Genomic DNA, 20,986 nt, shown 5'->3' with positions numbered 1-20,986 from the left:
AAGAATCGTCTAGATGGAGGAACATTCCAAAGGACTGTTTTTTCCTTAATCTTCTGCCAAGTGAGCAAGGATTTCTTGGTACCGTCGGGTGGCGAAGGAACTAATTTGTCCTTTTTTACAAAAATTCAGTTTCCCCAGTTTTGGTACAACCCGTTCTACAATAACATTGCCATTTTTAACTTTCGATTCAAACTGCTGCAAAGCCTCCAGAAACCGTGCGTCTTTTCTGGCAGAAGGATAAAAAGACAAGACATACAGATAATAAAAAAGATTGTACCCTCTAAAGGGGTATTCTGTCTGCATAAACAATGTGCCCATTCCGTAATGACAGGGACTGATTGGCTGACGAATCTCCCAATGAGCAAGCAAGCATTCGATTGCTTGATTAAGTGTTTCCATCTGTTCACGATCATGAGTATATCGAAAGGCATCAAGGACCGTTAACGTCGTCATCGGGGTTGAATAGCGGGTCTCCGGGCCGCGACCAAAACTGTATTTATTGCACTTCCAGCCGCCATCTGTTTCCTGAGTAGCAAGAAAATAGTGAAAGGTCTGTTGTAGCCGCGGGTCCCTTGCGTAACCAAGAGCACACAGCGTTCGCAAAGCCAGCGCTGTATGACAGGGATAAATCCCCCCTGTTGGCGAAATTTTAAATCTGCCATCTTCTCTCCATCCTTGAAAGATCAATGCAGCGGTCTCTTTTAATAAGTTCTCCTCAGGCGACATACCAAGTTCAAGCAAATAATGAGGACACTCTAAGGTTGTAAAGGGTGCTCCTTTCAGTAATTTATGGTCTGGCGTCGACCATAAATCGGCGCCATGATCATATTGACGGGAAATGATCGCTTCGATATCTTGCTGAACCGTCTGATCCATATTGTTCCTCCTCCATTTCTTAAGTGCCCTGCAATCAACGCAACAACCCTTATTGACCCACAATGCAACAGCTTCTAGAATGATAAAATCGACGTTTTTCAACACATGAGTTAGATTTTTGTATTCGAATTGTCCAAATAAATTTTAGGAACCAACGAGTTTTTCAGGATGGACGTACTTAAAACAAGAGTGTTCAGATTTTCCTGATGACAGGTTCTAAAAAAGTTTCTCTCTAAACTCGCCTGATTATGCTAGCCCCTTAATGAAAGATCACCTTAATAAGAACGCGCTCACGCAATAATTTAATGCCACACTCTTCTAGTTAAAGGAATCAGGCATAATGAAATAGTTCAAAACGAATGCCTTCTGGGCTTTCAAAGAATAAGGCATAGTAGTTAGGAGCGATGCGCTCTTTGTACTCCATTGGTCGATCGTGAAGGATCTTTACCCCTAAGGCTTTTATTTTGGGAAAGATCGCATCTACTACTTCGCGGCTTTCCGCCTTAAACGCCATGTGCTGAACCGAGCCAGGTTTTCTTGAATCGATTTTCTCCTTCTTCCATTCTTTTCGTGGGGAACAAATACCGAAATCAAATGAATCCCCTATATATTCTACTACTTCCATATCGGCATGTTCTAAATACCCAGAATATTTCTTCTGAAGGTCGAAACCTAATAGTGCAAATAATTGATCATAAAAACCTTCTGCTTTTTTTACATCATTGACTGTGATTTGGATATGGTGAAACTGAATGTTCATAATCGCTCCTTACTGGCTAACAAAATAAGTGTTTCAGGAAGAAAAGCCGCTTGCGGAAGTTTGATTCAATGGGATTAGCCAGGAAGCTCATTTAATGTAGAAATCACATTTCCCATTGCCTTTGCTACCTCTTTAGGCAACTTATTATAGCCATCATTTTCTGTTTCTTGAGCCAAAATAAAGTCCAGCCGTCCTTGCATCCGCTCTCTTAAATGAGCAACATAGGAGGCATCTTGAAAATCGACTTCGAACCCTGTTACTGGCAGGTAACTCATTTCTGTGATTTCACCAAACCTCTTAAAATTGGCCTCGCCTTCCACAATTTTTTCAATCGATGTCAGCGTGACTTCAGGTGTGACCTTCTTGTCTTTGTAAAAGCCTGTATTTAGAATATAACAAGCCGTTTGGTTTTCTTTGAATAAGTTCATGAAATGGGCAAAATCTTCTTTTAAAGGATAGACTCTAAATGGATTGGCATAAGGCTCGATGACCAGTTTATCTATATCCGTGGTCTCGACAACATGTTCAGCTGTCGTGCGCTTCGTAGCTAAGGTCAAACCAAAAACAGCGGCTAAAATCGGATCGTCAATTTTTACTACAGGAGGTAGCGTGTCATCTTTCATGATACAAAATACTGCATCGATCGGCGAATCTAAATGATCCACCCGGTTAGGTGTGACATACCGTGATTTGACGGTTCGACCATTCCCGTTACGAATATCTTGGGTGACGATGACCTTTTTTCCTTCCTCGTCTAAAGTAACCCCAACATTTTGACAGGTGATAAAGTAGCGGACATTTGGGTTGGTTAATGGATAGTCTTGCGTTTTATCAAAATAAGAAGGCTCCAGAGCAGTGGACGCAACATTTGTTTGATTAATCACAAATGCATCGTCATGCAGAACCTTGATATCATATTTGCCATCATGTTCTGCCAATGTAATGGTCGATTTTCCTGATCCTGAAAGACCAAAAGCAGCCATCGTAAATGTTCGATTCGGTAGCTGATATTGCTTCATTCCTCCATGACACGCCACAAAGCCATTGCGATGCGCGGTAGCCCAAGCCAAAGTTAATGTCGCTTTTTTCAATTCACCAAAATAGTTTAAGCCTAAGACTGCCGCAACATTGTGTTCAGGATCAAAGAGAGATAGCCCATAGGGAAAATCAGGATGTGTCCAGTCCGGATCAGCGTACAAGAATATATCTGTCTCTGGATAGTTCTTGGAGTGTTGATACCTTTCCTGCCATGATTTCGTCAGCATTTGAAAATTCAACAAATAAGAATAAAAATTGGTTTCATAGTACTCTGGTAGCAACAGGTGTGCTTTGACCATAAACGCTTCGTCTAACCCTACAACAACTTCACCGCCATAGAATTTTTTACGTGTCCCTTGAAATAAAGCATCTCTTAAAATCCCTTCATACAATTTTCGATCAATCCCGGGATGTCCGATGATGCGTCGAGCTGCCGCTGTCCGTCCAACAACTTTTCCGTCATTAAACACGATGACTTTAGCATCCTCTGGTAGTCCTAACTCCTTGGTGTGTGTGACCCGCATATCCGTAAGAATAGCACCAGAAGATTCTTTTGCTAAGCAATAGGCCGTGGCTAGATCATGAATCCAAGTGACATTGTTCCCATAAAAAGCTGACTCTATCAACACTTTAAAACTCGACAAATGCGTATTCTGCGGTGTAATCTCTTTGTGTGAAAATGCACGAATCGTTGCCATGTGTAATCCCTCCTAACAAAAATTTTCTATTCACTACGTTTATTATAATACTTTCTAATCACCACACGCCATATTTTTATACACATTAACTATAAATTGCCGACAAACCATTTTGTTAAAGGATTTGGCTGTCTGCATATTTGTAGCTTCACTGCTTTTTGCATTGATTTTGTCCCCGCTCATCATTAGTGAGAAAGAACAAAAAAACTGGAACAAAAAAGAATGTCTTTCTGTTCCAGTTTCTGGTTTTATATTTCATCCATTCTAAACGTCACAATCGACGTAACTAGATAGACAGATGGGTTTTAGTTGCTTATTTCTCAATTGACTTGCTTTCTCTAGTAACTTTGCTATCGTAAGATTTTATGACATTTACCATAAAAAGAATTCAAAATCAAAATTGCTGAAAAAAACTTGTTGTTTCTTAACCACGTTCTAACAACACGACACACTCCACATGGGTCGTTTGTGGGAACAAATCTACAGGTTGAACTTCTTTTGTCACATACCCTTCTTCCGCAAACAACGCGAGATCACGAGCCAAGGTTGCTGGATTGCAGGAAATGTAAACGATGCGCTCTGGTTTAACCGCAGCAGTCGTTTCGATAAAGCTAGCATCTAAACCTTTGCGAGGTGGATCAACGAAGACGACTGTCGGTTGAATGCCTTCGCGTAGCCATTGCGGCATGATTTTTTCGGCTTTACCGATAAAGTAATGCACGTTTTCGACACCATTTCTTTTGGCATTGGCTTTGGCATCGTTCACTGCTTCAGGAATGACTTCCATCCCTAACACTTCTTTCACGCGATCAGCCAAACTAATCCCGATCGTTCCGATTCCTGCATAAGCATCCACAACGACATCATTTTCAGACAGTTGCGCCATCTCGAAGGCGGTTTGATACAAGACTTCTGTTTGCGCTGTGTTGACTTGGTAGAAAGATTTCGCTGAGATTTGGAAGGTTTTACCTAATAATTGATCATCGATCGATGACTTGCCATACAACACACGCTCGAATTCCCCCATGATCACATTGGTTTTTTCTTCATTGATGTTTTGAATGACAGAAACAACTTCTGGAATCTCTTCGTGGATCACTTCCGCGATTTCTTCTCCTTTGAAGAATTTCGGTTTACGTGTCACTAATACGACCATCATTTCACCTGAGTGATGCCCACGACGAACGACAATGTGGCGTAAGAACCCTTCATGGGCTTCTTCATTGTAGGCTTTGACATTGAACCGCTGCAAAATATCTCTGACTTTGATGATTGCTTGATCGATGTTTGGATCTTGAATATAAAAGTCTTCGATCGGTACCAGAGTATGGCTGTTTTTTCGGTAAAATCCAGTCGTTAATTCCCCATGGATTTTTTGCACAGGGATTTGCGCTTTGTTGCGGTAACCAAATGGTTTTTCCATTCCGATTGGCGCATTGACTGTGATTTCAGGCAATTTGGCGATTTTAGCCAAAACATTCTCTACTTGCTGCTGTTTGAAGGCTAATTGTTTGTCATAGCTCAAATGACTCAATGGAGCGATCCCGGTGCGCAACAATGCTTCATTCGGCAATTCTTGCCGATCAGGACTTGCTTGCAACAATTTCATCACTTTGGCAAAACCAAATTTGTTGCCGACTTTCAACACTTTGACTAAGGCACGTTCATTTGGCAGGGTGTTTTCAATAAATAATAAGTACCCATCGACTTTGGCGATCCCATTTCCTTCATGGGAAAGATCCAAAATATCAACTTCAAGTTCCTGATTCTTTTTAACAGGATAATTTTTCATAGATTTCTCCTTTGTGCTTGCTTTCTTCATTTTAAAAAGGAATGGCCGAAATTGCAAGCGGTGTTTATTCTAACGGTTCAACTTGACTTCGAGCAAAAAAGAACCGAAGGAGGGAAATCGGCTGATTGCTTTTTCTGGGTCCTGCGGCGAAGAGCCGCTGCAACACAGGAGCAATCCCTTTTCCATCCTTCGGAAAATCGAACAGATCAGAAGTGTTTAAAACTTTTGATCACTGTTTTAGTTATCAGTTATTTTTCTTTTTCTGTGATTTTTCCCGTTCGCTCTTGTTCAAGATTTGTTTTCTTAAACGAATGCTTTCTGGTGTTACTTCACAGTATTCATCATCATTCAAGAATTCCAGTGATTCTTCCAAAGAAAGAATACGAGGTTTCTTGATAACTGAGGTTTGGTCTTTGTTTGCAGAACGGACGTTGGTCATTTGTTTTGCTTTCGTGATATTGACCGTTAAGTCTTTGTCACGAGAGTTTTCACCAATGATCATTCCTTCGTACACTTCGGTACCTGGTTCAACGAAGACCGTTCCACGTTCTTCAATACTCATGATCGAGTAAGTCGTTGCTTTTCCTGTATCGATCGATACAAGTGCGCCTTGATGACGGCCACCAATTTGTCCTTGGATCATTGGCAAATATTGATCGAAGGTGTGGTGCATGATGCCGTAGCCGCGAGTCATTGATAGGAATTCTGTCGTGTAACCGATCAAGCCACGAGCTGGTGCCAAGAAAATGATCCGTACTTGTCCATTCCCTGTATTGATCATATCTTGCATTTCTGCTTTACGCATTCCCAATGATTCGATTACTGATCCCATGTATTCTTCTGGGGTATCTATTTGCACCCGTTCAAATGGTTCGCATTTCACGCCATCGATTTCGCGTTCGATAACTTCTGGACGAGAAACTTGCAATTCAAAGCCTTCACGACGCATATTTTCGATCAAAATTGACAAATGAAGTTCGCCACGTCCAGAAACGATCCATGAGTCAGGTCCGATTGGATCCACACGCAATGAAACGTCTGTTTGCAATTGCGCCATTAAGCGTTCTTCAATTTTACGAGCGGTTACGAATTTTCCTTCGCGACCCGCAAATGGTGAATTGTTCACGATAAAGGTCATTTGCAAAGTTGGTTCATCAATGTGTAAAACAGGTAATGAATCTTGATGATCGATTGGTGTAACAGTTTCACCAACGAAGATATCTTCCATCCCAGAAACGGCAATCAAATCACCGGCTTTGGCTTCTTGGATTTCCAAACGTTTCAAACCGAAGAAACCGAAAAGTTTCGTCACACGGAATTTTTTAACTTCTCCGTTTAATTTCATCAATGCAACTTGGTCGCCGACTTTGATTGATCCGCGGAAGACACGGCCAATACCGATACGTCCAACGTAGTCATTGTAATCAAGCAATGATACTTGGAATTGCAATGGTTCGTCGCTGTTGTCGATTGGCGCTGGAATATGTTCGATGATCGTATCAAACAATGGTGCCATCGTTTTTTGTTGATCAGCAGGATCATCTGATTCACTTGAAGTTCCGTTAATCGCAGAAGCGTAGATCACTGGGAAGTCCAATTGGTCATCGTCGGCACCTAATTCGATAAATAGTTCTAAGACTTCATCGACAACATGCTCAGGACGAGCAGATGGTTTGTCGATTTTGTTGACAACTACGATTGGCACTAAGTGTTGTTCCAACGCTTTTTTCAATACGAAACGTGTTTGAGGCATCGTTCCTTCATAAGCATCAACAACCAAAACAACACCATCGACCATTTTCATGATCCGCTCTACTTCACCACCAAAGTCCGCGTGTCCTGGGGTATCCATGATATTGATTTTTGTACCGTTGTATTCAACCGCTGTATTTTTCGCTAAGATCGTGATGCCACGTTCTTTTTCGATCGCATTTGAATCCATCGCCCGTTCTTGTAATTGGGTATGGCTATCTAACGTTTGGGATTGTTTCAATAATTCATCAACTAATGTAGTTTTTCCGTGGTCAACGTGGGCAATAATAGCGACGTTGCGGATATCATTTCTAATATTCAATTTATAAACTCCTTTTTTGGTGACATTGCACTCGACAAGCCATTATACCAGAATTTCTTTCTGAAATATAGTGCAAAGTTTTCATTTTTACAGAAAAAGCAGACATCTTAGCGATATCTGCTCCAATTTATCCTCGTTTTGGCATAGAATGCCTTACGGGAAACAGCAATTTCAGTTCAAACCAGCCATCTTCTGTTTGGATCACCATCGTTCCTTTGTATTTATTCACCGTTTCGCGGACACTTTTTAATCCATACCCATGAAAATGTTTGTCTTTCTTGGTAGTGATCGGCAAGCCGTTTTCAAACGTTAAGGGTTCTTCGTAGCGATTTTCTAGGCAGATCAAAAGCATCTCCCCTTTACGGCTGATTTTCAATTGAATCAAGCGATTATCTTCTTTGGTGATTTTGCGGACACTTTCAATGGCATTGTCGATAATATTACCAAAAAGCGTACTGATATCCACTGAATTCATAAAAGAAAGGCTTGCCCCATCTGCAATCACGGTGAAGGTGATTTTTTCTTTCTGACAAAAGATTTGTTTTCCTGTCAAAACAATATCTAACACACTATTGCCAGTGTCCATCCTTAAGTCATACGAGTTGATTTCTTTTTCCATGACAGCCAAATAATCCTGTGTCTCCTGTGAGAGAGGATCATTTTTCAAAATATTGATCAAGTGTTTCAGGTCGTGATACTTTTGATTAATGATCTCAATGCTTCTTTCCGAGGTTTGATAATTGATTATTTGATTTTTTAGCAAGCTTTCTAACTTCTGAACCTCAAATTTTTGTTTCATTTCATTCAATTGAACGTGGTAGGCAAACAGCAGCGCCACTCCCCCAAAATCCACCATCGTTCGAATATTAAAAATATCTCTAGCCATGCTGCCACTAAAAGGAGTATTTTGATACACATAGCTGATATTGCTCATGGTGAAAACAACGATCACGATAATCATCACCGAAGTGATTTCTCGATAGGTGATCACTTGTTCGGCACTTTCGATCACAAATCGTTTTTCCAATTTGTACAAAAGGCCTAACAGCATACTGCATCCCAAAAAAATAAACGCATAGGTCCCGATATAATCGAAGGAAACTTTGAAATCCAGTACAAGGAAATAGTAGATTTGATACGTGAGTGATGCAGCAAATTCACCTACGATAAATGCCCGTGCAGTGAAATACAAGGCATTTTTCCACGGAATCTCAGCAGTGGTAAAAAGAAATAGAAACATTATAAGTGCTGAAATGATAATGATCGGAATAAAATAGACTTGTGAGACATCGGCATTGATGATTTCCATATGCAGATACAAGATCAAAAGGAATACAAAGACCCGCCCAATTTTTTTCTTGGTTAGCTTCTCTGTTTTCGTCAGTAATACGAAAAGTAAGGTACTCATCCAATAAGCGATCGCATAAAACATACCTGGAGTTTCTGATAGTTGATACGGGGACAAAATTGCTTCACCTCATCTAATAGTCATTTAGACATGCCATTGTTTCGCCAGTGTATCCATGATCAATTTGCGTTTTCCTCGGCTGATAGGCAACTCTGCTTCTCCAACGATCACAGTCGAATGATTAATACCCGTGATATGCCTCAGATTGACAATAAACCCACGATGGATCCGTAAAAAACGATCTGGTTGTAACTGCTGTTCCAATTCCCGCATGACACCGATCGATTCTAATTCTTGATCCGTTAATTTAAAAATCAATTTATGTCCTTGGCTTTCCACGTACTGAATCGCGTCTTGATTGACGCGATAATAATTCTGTCCGGCTTTAATACGCAGAAAACTGTCTTCTTTCATCTTCAGTCGCTTGATTGTTTTTTTTAAATACTCCGACAACGAATAATAATTAAAGGGTTTAAGGATATAGCCAATTGCATTGACATCATAGCCTTTGACTGCATATTGCGCCGTACTGGTAATAAAAATGACGAAGACATCGGAATCCCGCTTGCGAATTTCCTCGATCGCTGACATTCCATCGATCAATGGTAGATGGATATCCATCAACAGCAAATCAAATTCCGAGTCATAACGCTCTACGAAATCATACCCATCATGAAAGGTTTCTACTTGAAAAACGACTCCTTCTTTTTCTTGAAAAGTTTGTAAATAAGACAAGAGCTGTTGCCGATATTCTTCTTGATCTTCCACGATTCCAACACGGATCATGCGCTCACCAGCCCGCTGCGTTTTTTTATAGTCATAGTATTCAATCTCCCTCCTCATAAAAAGTAAAGCGTTTTTTTTGTCGTTTTTCTTTTTTTATTTTAACATAGTTCGTTATTTGTGAATCGATTGTTTTTACGCAGGAAAAGCATAGAGAACGAACGCTTTCACGTCATCTCTATGCTTTATTTTTTATCGCTTTAACCAGTAACTGTTTTCTTCTGTCCAACATCGAAAAAGGCTGCGATGACAGAGATCAACCAAGTGGCTACGAAGATAACGATGATCATGATGGCTTGTGAGCCCGCATCGAACGCCGCTTCATTGTTCATTTCAAGGTTAGAGCCGAAAATATAGCCAAAGGATTCAAGTCGCATGCTGATGAAGCGCACTCCACCTAAGATAATCAATAAACTAGCTGCGATACGACTGATATCAGCTGCCATTAGCAGAGATTTGGTTTTTGCATAAAAGGATAGCCCAATCGTCAAAAGCAGGAATACTAGCGCTGCTGCTAACAAATACAAAACATTGACTTGCATGTCTTGATAATACGCTTTATTAACGTTGGAGATATACAAGAAGACCAAACTCGTCGTAAGGAGAAAAACCAGTAGATAGATATAGATACTGATTTTTTGTTTTTTTATCATTGCCATTATTTTTCCGCCCCTTTCTTTTTCACTGAAATAAAGACATAACCGCCTAAGCTAATGACTGCTAATGCAAGACCCCCATAGATTCCTACTGTCATAGCGGTCTCCCACCATGGGGTGATGCGGATCGTTTGAACATTTTGGGCAGCACTTTGGGCATAGGCGTATAATTGATACTTCATGTTTTCTCTCGCTTGCTCAACAAATTGGGCATCTTGTGCCGCCAAATCGACGGTCAAGTAAGGCCAGGCCTCTAAAACATTCGCCATGGTCTCATTTGAAGCAAAATCTGCCATCATCGTAACGCCAGCCATAATGATCGACTCTGGACGGAAATAGCCGTTATTGTTGACCATATCAGTCGTCAATAGTCCGTTAAAGCCCCACTCTTCTCGTAAGATGTTGATCAGCATTGAAACAGAATTGTTCCCATTCGTTGCACCGATTCGGCTGAAGGTCACCATTGCGCCTAACGCGCCCGCATCCTCAAATGATCCTTGGAAGGCACGTAAATCGCCTTCACGGGCTTTTTGCTCCGTCATATAAGGCGCGATGCCACTTCGTTGTGTTTCTTGATCATTAAATGCCAGATGTTTTGGACCGATTATGATTCCGTAGTCCAAGGCACCTTTGACTGTATTTGCCGACATATAATTAGACAACATTGGGTCTTCCGAATAGTATTCATGGTTTCTTCCGTTGTAAGGGGTCCGATGAATATTAGCTGCTGTCCCCCAAATCAAGTAATTTCCACTCCATAGACCGTCATTACCAAGTAAGTTGCCCCATTCTTCTGCCAGCTCATGACTAAAGGTGCTGCCGATGATCGTAGCATTTGCCATCGTTCCTAGATGGTAATCAGCATTTTCATCCTCTTCATTTAACCCTCGACCACTTAGCGTTGTGCCGAAACCATTCGGACCGTCATTTTGATAAACGAGTGGCGAATTGATTTCTTCAATGACATCACTCGTACTTCCACCTTTAGCGATTCGCGGTATCAAAATGTCTAAAGGAATCTGATTGACTAGCTGATCCCAACGAATATCATCGATGTCAGTGACCCCTGCCATATCAGAAAACATCAATGGGTCTTCGATTCCATCTACATTGGCTTCCCCATTTTCCGTAAATTGATAGTTTTCATTCGCAAGGTTTTGGACCCATTCTTCCACTTTGTCACCGTCGATCGTCAAATCGTCATAGGTTCGAGGAAAAGTTCCTGCCCAATCTTGTCGAGTAAGATAGGTGGCATAGTCTGGTTTGTAGTAGTTGATGTCGGCATCTTCCAGCTGATTCACGATCGCCGTGCCATTTTCAGAATAAGCAAATGTTTCTTCGTCAACGGTTCCTTCTTCACCGATCGCCACACTCACTACCTGAGCTTCATTTCCATCGGTATCATGCCCTTTAGCTGCCAATACTGCATTGACGGCTTCGTGTGCTCCATCACCAACAGCAAAATAATAATCGCCGCCATCTAAAATATACCCGCCTAATCCGTCTTTCGCTGTCGAATCCCAGCTAGCCATATATTTCATGTCAACTTCGATCGTAACTGTTTGCGATTCAGAAGGCTCTAATAGCTCTGTTTTCTCAAATCCGATGAGATTGACAGCTGCCTTTTCGATGTTTTGCTCACGATTATAGTCCGTGTATGGCGCATTAAAGTATAGCTGACTAGCAAATTTACCGCTTACATTTCCTGTATTGGTAACAGTCACTGTCGCAGTTACTTTATTGTTTTCTTCGTCGATATCGATCGCATCTAAACGCTGGTCAAAGGTCGTATAAGAAAGACCAAACCCAAAATCATAGGTCACTTCATTGGCATAATCCCAAACGTCTGCCCCATCGATCGCACCGACGTTGCTATCGGCTTGTCCAGCACCGACCACTGTATCATAATAGCGGGTTTCATAATATTTATAACCGGTATAAATTCCTTCGGCTTGGATCAAGTAGTGGTCGGCAGCTAATGACGCATCCCCACCAAAGCTTCCTAAAGGAGAAGTTGCTGGCAGTTCCCCCATCAAGGATTCCTCAAAACGAATTTGAGATAGATCATCCAACTCAATTTTACCAAAATTCTGCATTGCAGGGGAATTCGCAGTTGCAACAGCATAGGTGTCCGTCAAGCGTCCTGAAGGATTGACTGCTCCCGTCAAAATATCGGCAACACCTAAGAAGCCATAAGCACCAGGGAACCCAACGTACAAAATAGCATCGATGGCATCGTCTTTTTCCAGCTCGTCGATTTCCATCGTCGAACTGCTGTTGATCATAACGATCACGCGATCGAAGTTTTCATTCGCAAGCTCAATCAAGGCTTTCTCATTTTCAACTAGACCTAGCGGCGTATCCGTCCCATAAACTTCTTGATCGATGCCTTTTTCTCCAGGATAGTAATCACTGCCCTCAGAGCCTGGTCGTGAAATCACCACAATGGCGGCATCATTATACTCAGCAAAGCTTTCTGTAAAGTCGGAATCATCATTTTGTGCCGTCTCATAAAGATCTGTTGCTGGTTCAGATGGTTCATAAGGGGTTGAAAAATTAGCTGGACGATGCCCGTAGATCGGAACGGTATTCCCAAAACGCTCAAAAGAGCCGGTCTGGATCTCCCCCAGACCATTGTAGATCTCCGTCATCGTAGGATTTAATTCAAATCCTCGTTCCTCTAAAGCTTCTTGCAGATTGATTTGGGAATCACCAACAACGGTACTCCCCATTGTCCCACCTAAAAATGGATAAGCACTCCCCATCCCCAACAAGGTGACCCGATTCTCTGTTTCCGCTAGGGGCAACGCTTGATTTTGATTTTTTAATAAAACGGTCCCTTCTGCTGACATTCGTTCACCCAGGTCACGATGTGCTTGGATCAGCTCCGCACTAGTTTCGTAATCAGAAGTGAATTTGTCATCATTGATGATTTTGGTACTTGAAGTCCCAAGGGCACCATCAATGATCGGGCGCCACTGATCTGCAACGCCGGTCAAGCCCATCAAAGCACCTGACATGGACAATGACAGTGCCGTCACCCCTCTGCATAGTCGTGATAAATTTTGATTCATAGAAATTTCCTCCTTTTTTAATCACACAATTTCACAGTTAATACTTTTTACGATTTTTCTCTCTGTGTCCTCCTTTATGTTTTCATCGCTTCTTGTGATTGTTTTGCCCGTTGTTCTTCTAAAATCAATCGTTCTTGCGGATCGATCCATTCTCCTCCTGATTGCAACACTTTTTCCTTCTGACTAGCCAAAATCAATGCCTGGTCTTCTTTCGTGTGCTTTTCTACGGTTAGAAAAAGGAGCAAGATGGCGATACCCGCATAACAAATCAACTCAAATCCTAAAAATGCCCAAACAAGAACGGACGAAACTTGTGCGTTTTGGGTGACAGCAGTCGGGTCATAGCCGCTGAGCGTCAGCAAACTGTTGACTAAGGCATTCCCAACCCCTGTCAGACCTACCATGATCGAACCGTAAACAGACATCGTAAACCCATCGCTACGAAAGCCATTTTTGGCTTCTAAGTGATCCAGCACATCTGAAAGTAGCGCTAGTGTCACAAACATCGCAGGCACAGCACCGATCCCTTTTAAAACCAAACCGATGGCAACCGTTGTGAAATCATGGACATCGATAAAACTGATCAGGCCACCTACCACAGCAAAAACGATCCCTAGCAAAACGGAATTGCGTTTACCCAGTTTGTTTGCCAGCGGCCATGCCACCAACATCCCAATTGCGGTCGGTAAACCAGCGATCAAACCTAGTGAGCCCATTGCGACACCGGCAGAGGCTTCGTCGACCACGGAACTAAACATCCAGCGAGCGTAATACCCCATCGATCCGTTTTTTACGAGCCCACCGAACTGGAACAAGAAGAAGTAAGAGATGATCAACCACCAATACTTATCCGAAATACAGGCGGAGAACTGCTTTTTCAAAGAAATCTTCTCTTCTTTGATCGCTAGTTTGGCGTTTTCTTCAGTGATTCGTTCTCGGGTAAAGTAATACTCTAAGAAAATGGCTAGAAACGTCGTGACACATAAAAAGATCATCATCACGCGCCAGTTGTTATAACTAGCTGCTCGATCGATCACACCCTCCGTCGAAACGAAAAGATAGCTTTGTAACAAGATCGGCACTAAGATACTTCCGCCTAACCCGACAGCCGCTACACCCGAGGCATTAGAAAATGTCGCTAATTTGCCGCGCTGATTACTATCTCGTGTGGATAAGGCGACCATGGAACTATGTGCTGTGTAAAAGAATGGATAGGCTACGGCGTAATAAAAATTATAGGAAAACGCCAGCCAGATCATCTGTAACGTCGGGGATGCGTTCGTTGGTGTAATGAATAGAAATACGATCGCTATCACCAATAACGGTGCAGAAATCAACATATACGGTCGAGCTTTTCCCTGGCTGGTTCGCGTATTATCGATTAATCGACCAACGAATAAGTTACCCAAAATGACAAAGACCACTGAGATTAATGGTAATAAGGCTGAAAAATGCCCGAACTGATTTGTATCTGTCCAACCAATCACATCTGAATAATAACGGTTCAAATAGGCACCGAAGATCGCATTGGAAAGCAGTGCCAAAAAAGGCCCAATAAAATATCCTAGAAAAACTTCTTTCTTTTCGACTTTTGCGGTGGTGATTTTAGTCTTGAAGGCGGGCGCTTCAAAGAGTGTTTTGACTTTCATGCGCTGCTTCCTCCTATTGCTTCTGAAAAATGATACTGTCCGTTGGTCAACTGATGGCGCTGACCACTAGGCATTTGTAAATAAGCGGTCGTCCCGATAGGTACCTGCACTTCAATCGAAAAGTAACCATCAGCGATCTGCCAATTGCTGATAATTTCGCCATAACTACACCTTACTTTCGTCTTGGCAAAGGTCAGATCACCACCAATGATCGGTCGCACAGTGAACGCTTGATAGCCGCCTTTGATCGGTTCGATCCCGGCGATCCGCCGATAGAAAAAGTCGCCGACTGCCCCGCTGGCATAATGATTGAAGGAAACCATTCCATTGGTTCCATCATCGGCACCCGTATTACTAGTACCGTCTTCTCTCAAGGCATCCCAGCGTTCCCAAATCGTTGTGCCGCCAGCTTTTACTTGAAAAAGCCAAGATGGGCAGGTATCTGTTAAAAGCATTCGATAGGCTTCTTCTACATACCCATTATCTGCCAATGCAAACAAAATATACGGGGTACCAGGAAAACCGGTGCCGATATGATATTCGTTTTCTCGTACCAAACGTGCCAGGTTGGCTGCCGCTTTTTTCGCATCTGTCTCTGAAAGCATTTGGTAATAAAGCGGTAAGACATACGCCGTTTGAAATTCTTTTTTCACACGGGCATCTTTGTCCATCAGTAATTGGCGATAAGCAGTGGATGTTTCATGAAAAATTTTCTGATAGTACGTGCTATCTTCAGAATAGCCCAAGATCGTTGCAATCTGTGCTAAAAGATTGCTGGTGTTGGCAAGGCTAGCCGTGCCTGTCCATTTGCCCCGCAGCATCCACGTCCAAAGTTTGCCTTCAGGGGCGACCCAATCGCCATAATGATGCAGCAAACGCCAAATTCGTCGGTGCTTGCCAAAGGAAAACAGTTGTGCCCAAAACAGACACGCTTTGTGGTATTTCTTCATCGCATGGTATGTGGTGCGCAGGATTTCTGGATCACCACTACTTAAGTACTCCGCCCATGGAACCAAAATCACGGCATCTCCCCAGTGATCAACGGCCATTGGGATCATGATCTCCCATTGAAAAGGCACGACCACCAGCGGTACGGTTACTGGAATTCCGCCACTTTTTCTTTGTTCTGAACGGACATCTTGAAGCCACTTCTCATAAAAACGACGCATATCAAAGTTAGTAGAAGCCGTTCGAGCAAACAAAGCAATATCCCCGGTCCAGCCCATTCGTTCATCCCGTTGGGGGCAATCGGTGGGAATATCGACAAAATTAGATTTTGCTCCCCACAAAATGTTGCTTTGCAGCTGATTCAACTGAGGATTAGAACAAGTAAAAGAGCCGGTTTCCCTTACGTCAGAATACAAAGCGATTCCTTCAATGGTGATTGCTTCTGGATCGATTCCTTCGACACTCAGATAGCGAAAGCCCATGTAGGTCAACCGTGGCTGATAGACTTGCTTTCCCTCCTTGCAGGTGTAAATAATTGCTTGCTTCGCAGTCCTGAGCGGTTCGGTAAACAGTTCGCCATCCATCAAAATTTCAGCATGTCTGATCGTTAGTTTCTGACCTTCATTTCCTTGAATGGTCAGCTTGACAATACCGGCAAAATTTTGCCCCATGTCGTAGAGCCATTTTCCACTCGGTGATCGTGTCATTGACGTTGGCTCAAAAACCTCATGCTCTCGCACAGGTACACCAATTTGGGCAATGATCCGCGGCTTGATTTTGACTGTTTCAAGGGAAGCTGGTTGCCACGAGCGTTGCGTTTCATGGAACCGTGCATCGTAAATTTCGCCGTTGTAAAATTCCGCCTCTTTTAACGGACCCTCCATTGCTGTTTGCCAGTTTGTATCAGTAACGATCTTCTCAAAAGACCCATCACTGTATTCAATGTGAACCTCCGCTAAAAAGGCTTGTCTTTTGGCATAGACGCGGTTGCGTCGTGCGTAGGTAAACGCACCAGAAGCCCATCCTCCTGCCACGACAACTTCCATTTCGTTGCTCTTTGCCAACTGTTTTGTGATGTCATACGTTTGATACTGCAACTGATGTTTATAAGAGGTGAAACCTGGAGCAAAATAGTCGCGACCAATTTTTTCTCCATTCAGGGTCATCTCATAGATCCCTAACGCTGTGGCATAAATCCGTGCCTTGACAACTGACTTTTCACAGGAAAAGGTATGTTTGAAGTACATCGGTTTTGGCGATGCTTTCTTCTCCGTAAAACGATAACTTCCATTGGTGATCCATGATGCTAAAAATGAACCGTCCATCTTCCCCGTCTCAAAATCGCAACTGGCTGCTGCTTGATTTCCTTGATCATCTTCTACTGTCAAATGGACGGTATAGGTGGCGAAAGGCTCCAATGGCGGACCATCGTAATAATGATGGTTCCCACTGGTCGCATCGCACGTCCATTCCCCCAGCGTTAAGACTGCTTTTTTGATCGTTGTATTTTGTCTTTGACTGGCAACGGTATAGGAAAAACAAGGATTGGACTTATCAGTGACGCATTCTTTTTCTAAATCTTCAACAGTAAAACGCGTAATCTCTAGCATACATCCTCCTTCATTTCGTGTCATTGCTTTTTTTCACTACTTCGTTTATCTGAATGGCTGTACGCTCAGACCTACTTCCGTCAGCTGCCATCAGTTCGATTTCGTTTGCTTCAGAATCAGCTTGCACGATCGCTAGTGCTTCGCCATAATAGGTTTTCGTTTTCGAACCAGTATAGCCTTCTGGGTTGTAAGGACAAGCATGACCTAACCCTAATAGCTTACCGCCTTTGACAGAAACCGCGACTTCATGGTTTTCCATCGGCTTTAAAATGCCGTTGCGATCGGTATACCGCAAACGAATAAAGGCCAGCCCTCGAGGAGAAACAGTCCTACTTTCAGGTTCAAGCGTTAACTGAGTTTCTTTTTGTGCGGTCACTAAAGAACTACGGCCAATTTCTTGCTCATTTTCGTCATAGGAAACAACGGTCAATTTGCCACTTTGATAAGTGGTCTTGACGACGGTTCGACAATCATTTTTCATTTTTTTCTTAACGACGAGCTGATCATTCAAATAAAGAGCGATTTGAGCCGCTCGAGCATAGACTTCTACTTCGGCTTTCTGACCTTCGCAGCCCGGCCATGTCCAAGAAGGCATCGCATCCGTCAATTTCCATGCGGATGGTGAATGTTTGCCTTTTTGATAAACAGGCTTCACCGCTAAAAGGGGCGTTGTGGTTTTTTCGAATGCCACTTTTGTGTAAAGGGTTTCGCCACCTGCTGCACCGGTGATATCCAAGCGACCGCTTCCAGCGGTCAACCAACCAGCTGGACTGGCATTTTTAGGATAGGCATCTTCATAAACCCACGAACCAATACCGGCTTCACCGATATAGTCCATGCCTGCCCACACGAAATCCCCAATAATACGAGGGTGTTTTTTTGCCAGTTCCAAGAAATAAAAAGCATCCTTACAGAAAGTTTCTGTGCCTAAAATCAGGCGCTTTGGATATTTTTTCAGGTCTTTTTTATAGCGTAAAATGCCGTAATTGTAGCCGGCTATGTCCATATTGGCAAATGATTCATAGGTCGTGCGGTCACTTCCTCTGAGGGTTGCCCCCAACTTCATGGTCTTATCGCCCAACAAACCAGCCAGCTTATTATAAAACTCACTTCCGACAGCTTTTTTCTTTTCTTTTTGGGCTTTTTCATCAGTATAGACCCCAAAGCCTAGTGAGCTTAGATAATTGAAAAAGATGTTGACACCACATGTTACCGGTCGCGTTGGGTCCAACCCATGCAAATGTTCCGTTAACTCTTTCGTCAGCTCGATTCCTCGTGGCTCGGCTGTTTCCGAGACTTCATTCCCCGTCGAATAGAGGATCACGCTAGGATGATTAAAATCTTTGTCCACCATATCAGCAAGATCCTGACGCCACCAATCACTAAAATCATTGGCATAATCGTAACGGGTTTTATGGGTGTACCACATATCGACATATTCATCCATGACCAGCATTCCCAACTCGTCACAAGCATCAAGTAGTGCTTTTGAGCAAGGATTATGAGCTGAACGAATCGCATTATAGCCAGCTTCTTGCAAGAGTTTGACTTTTCGTCTTTCGGCATCTGGAAAAGCAGCGGCGCCTAACAAACCGTTGTCATGATGTATACAGGCACCTTTTAAAATGCGACGAACCCCATTAATCAAAAGCCCCGCTTCCGAATCCCATGTCAGCGTTCGTAAGCCGAATCGAGTTTGATACTGACTGCCTTCATACTCAATTTGACACTGGTATAAGTTCGGCTCTTCTGGTGACCATGCCTTTGCATTGGGCAGCGGTAGGTTGATCTGTGCTGATCCGTCGATCGAGACATTTGACCTTGCGATCACTTCCTCCCCATCGATAATCGAGACCCGCGCTTCGCCTTTACTGTTGGATTTTAAAGTCAATGAAATGACTGGTGGTTTTGTTGATACAGTAGTGATTTTTATGCCATTTAGCAAAAGATGCTTTTTCGGTAAAACGAGTAGATTGACGGGACGGTAAATCCCTGTGCCCGTATACCAGCGACTATTTGGCTGATCGGAATTTCGAGCAATGACCTCTATAGTATTTTCCGCTCCAAAATGCAAAAACGCATCCGCTTCAACATAAAAGTTGGTGTATCCGTATGGACGAAAACCAGCCTTTTTTCCGTTGATGATCACTTCGGCGTTGCGATAGACTCCTTCAAATTCAAAAACGACTTTTTTTTCTTGGTAGTCCTCAGGCACGAAAAATGTTTTCTTATAGAGGTAATCAAGTCCTTCATACCAGCCGATGTTGGCAGCGCCTAAACTCGATTCGCTTCGTGGCTCTTCGCGCATTGCATCATGTGGGATGGAAACAGGTTTCTGATTGTTTATGCCTAAAACACCACAGACCCAACCTTCATTAAAATTTATGATTTCCAAAAGAATCCCTCTTTCTTCCTCAATTCTTTACGAAACCAATTATAGCGTGCACAACAAGCGAAAAAACGCTTTCTCACGAATGGTCGACTTTTTTGCACGAACGGTTATGATTCTAAAAAGAAAAAGGACAAACCTCATTTATCCGTAAGGTTTGTCCATAGTATTGAAACGATCTCATCTAATATAAGTTGCATCAATTAAAGCCATAAAATTTTTGAGCAAGGTGGTAAAAGCCTAAGGAAGCTTTTCGCCCGATGGCTCCTGGAAAATGGACGCCGTGTCCTAAGAGACCGAACCGTAAACGAAAATACAACAGCTGATCTCGAGAGCGAATCAACTTCCAAAGATCCTTTTTCTTTAGCAAACTTTCTTTCGACCCTTCTTTGATCAACAAAATCGTTGAAACAGTTGTGATTGCTTCTAAATATCGTCGCATATAACGAGTGACTTCTTTGCCAGCTTGATCCAGTGAAAGATAGTAATCGATCATTGTCCGATTGACTTTCAATTGCTGGTCGATACGACTGATCATCACTTTTTCATTGACGGACTGATCCGATCGACCAATATAATAGCGATAAAAATCGACATTTAAGTAGACCATTTTTTTGACGTAGGGCAATGGTTCATAGACATACAGATTATCTACATAAAAGGTATGTTTGGGCAACTGCAAGTTTGCTTTTTCTAATACGCTTTTGCGATAGATCACCGAGTGCATTAATAGGTACTTACTGAACGGAAATCGCACGTCCCCCCAGCCGAATGGTTCATTTTCTGGCAAGAAGCGCTGATAATGGATGCAACGCTTATTTTTCTTCCACTGGGTTTCATAGACGTAATTACTAATAACCATATCGACCGAATTTGCTTGTGGATCGCTTGTCAAAAAGGTCAAAATTTGTTGATAGGCCTTTTCATCTACCCAATCGTCGCTATCTACGATTTTGATAAAGTTCCCACTAGCAGCTTGTAAGCCCGTATTGATCGCTTGACCATGACCGCCGTTTTCTTGATGGACTGCTTTGATTTGCCTTGGATAAGATCGCTGATAGCGTTCAGCGATCGCTCCGGTTTGATCATGGGACCCGTCATTTACAATAATAATCTCAACGGTCTCTCCCCCTACTAATAATGAATCAATACAGCGTTCCATATAATCTTGCGAATTGTAGCATGGAACAATTATACTTAAAGTTTTCACACTTGATCCCTTCCCCACATT

13 protein-coding genes are annotated in these 20,986 nt (G+C 42.6%); all 13 read right to left on the bottom strand.

The window, feature by feature from the left end; genetic code table 11:
* Window positions 1-45: 45 nt before the first annotated feature.
* On the bottom strand, window positions 46-876 hold the full coding sequence (locus tag IGI88_RS17300) for a prenyltransferase (protein ID WP_275626148.1): 831 nt from the start codon (window positions 874-876) through the stop codon (window positions 46-48).
* A 331-nt stretch (window positions 877-1,207) separates the two neighbouring features.
* Window positions 1,208-1,636 (bottom strand): VOC family protein, encoded by a 429-nt coding sequence (locus IGI88_RS17295; RefSeq protein ID WP_008381416.1) that lies wholly within the window; start codon window positions 1,634-1,636, stop codon window positions 1,208-1,210.
* 74 nt (window positions 1,637-1,710) lie between these two features.
* A complete protein-coding gene (locus IGI88_RS17290) occupies window positions 1,711-3,372 on the bottom strand; it encodes a phosphoenolpyruvate carboxykinase (ATP) (RefSeq protein ID WP_429960036.1) in 1,662 nt (553 codons plus the stop codon).
* A gap of 424 nt (window positions 3,373-3,796) precedes the next feature.
* Window positions 3,797-5,164: a 23S rRNA (uracil(1939)-C(5))-methyltransferase RlmD gene (gene rlmD / locus IGI88_RS17285; RefSeq protein ID WP_010749606.1), complete on the bottom strand. Its 1,368-nt coding sequence runs from the start codon at window positions 5,162-5,164 to the stop codon at window positions 3,797-3,799.
* Between the two features lie 244 nt (window positions 5,165-5,408).
* The gene (gene typA / locus IGI88_RS17280; protein ID WP_005236363.1) at window positions 5,409-7,238 is read right to left on the bottom strand and encodes a translational GTPase TypA; all 1,830 of its coding nucleotides are present in this window, start codon (window positions 7,236-7,238) and stop codon (window positions 5,409-5,411) included.
* A gap of 127 nt (window positions 7,239-7,365) precedes the next feature.
* Window positions 7,366-8,703: a GHKL domain-containing protein gene (locus IGI88_RS17275; protein ID WP_429960037.1), complete on the bottom strand. Its 1,338-nt coding sequence runs from the start codon at window positions 8,701-8,703 to the stop codon at window positions 7,366-7,368.
* 27 nt (window positions 8,704-8,730) lie between these two features.
* Entirely contained in the window at window positions 8,731-9,432 is a 702-nt protein-coding gene (locus IGI88_RS17270) for a LytR/AlgR family response regulator transcription factor (protein ID WP_087627605.1), read from the bottom strand.
* A 197-nt stretch (window positions 9,433-9,629) separates the two neighbouring features.
* Complete coding sequence (locus IGI88_RS17265; RefSeq protein ID WP_429960038.1) at window positions 9,630-10,088, bottom strand: hypothetical protein; 459 nt, start codon at window positions 10,086-10,088, stop codon at window positions 9,630-9,632.
* On the bottom strand, window positions 10,088-13,159 hold the full coding sequence (locus IGI88_RS17260) for a glycoside hydrolase family 3 C-terminal domain-containing protein (RefSeq protein WP_429960039.1): 3,072 nt from the start codon (window positions 13,157-13,159) through the stop codon (window positions 10,088-10,090). The genes IGI88_RS17265 and IGI88_RS17260 overlap by 1 nt, the downstream gene beginning before the upstream one ends.
* Before the next feature lie 74 nt (window positions 13,160-13,233).
* Window positions 13,234-14,808: an MFS transporter gene (locus IGI88_RS17255; RefSeq protein ID WP_016611074.1), complete on the bottom strand. Its 1,575-nt coding sequence runs from the start codon at window positions 14,806-14,808 to the stop codon at window positions 13,234-13,236.
* Entirely contained in the window at window positions 14,805-17,366 is a 2,562-nt protein-coding gene (locus IGI88_RS17250; RefSeq protein ID WP_228766594.1) for an alpha-L-rhamnosidase, read from the bottom strand. Before IGI88_RS17250 ends, IGI88_RS17255 begins: the two co-directional genes overlap by 4 nt.
* A gap of 10 nt (window positions 17,367-17,376) precedes the next feature.
* Window positions 17,377-19,761, bottom strand: a complete 2,385-nt coding sequence (locus tag IGI88_RS17245; protein WP_429960040.1) for a glycoside hydrolase family 2 TIM barrel-domain containing protein — start codon at window positions 19,759-19,761, stop codon at window positions 17,377-17,379.
* Between the two features lie 193 nt (window positions 19,762-19,954).
* Window positions 19,955-20,965: a glycosyltransferase family 2 protein gene (locus tag IGI88_RS17240; protein ID WP_429960041.1), complete on the bottom strand. Its 1,011-nt coding sequence runs from the start codon at window positions 20,963-20,965 to the stop codon at window positions 19,955-19,957.
* Window positions 20,966-20,986 lie beyond the last annotated feature (21 nt).

The sequence above is a fragment of the Enterococcus sp. AZ179 genome (assembly GCF_050498885.1).
Lineage (GTDB): Bacteria > Bacillota > Bacilli > Lactobacillales > Enterococcaceae > Enterococcus_D > Enterococcus_D entomosocium.
This window is presented reverse-complemented; position numbering and strand designations above follow the sequence as displayed.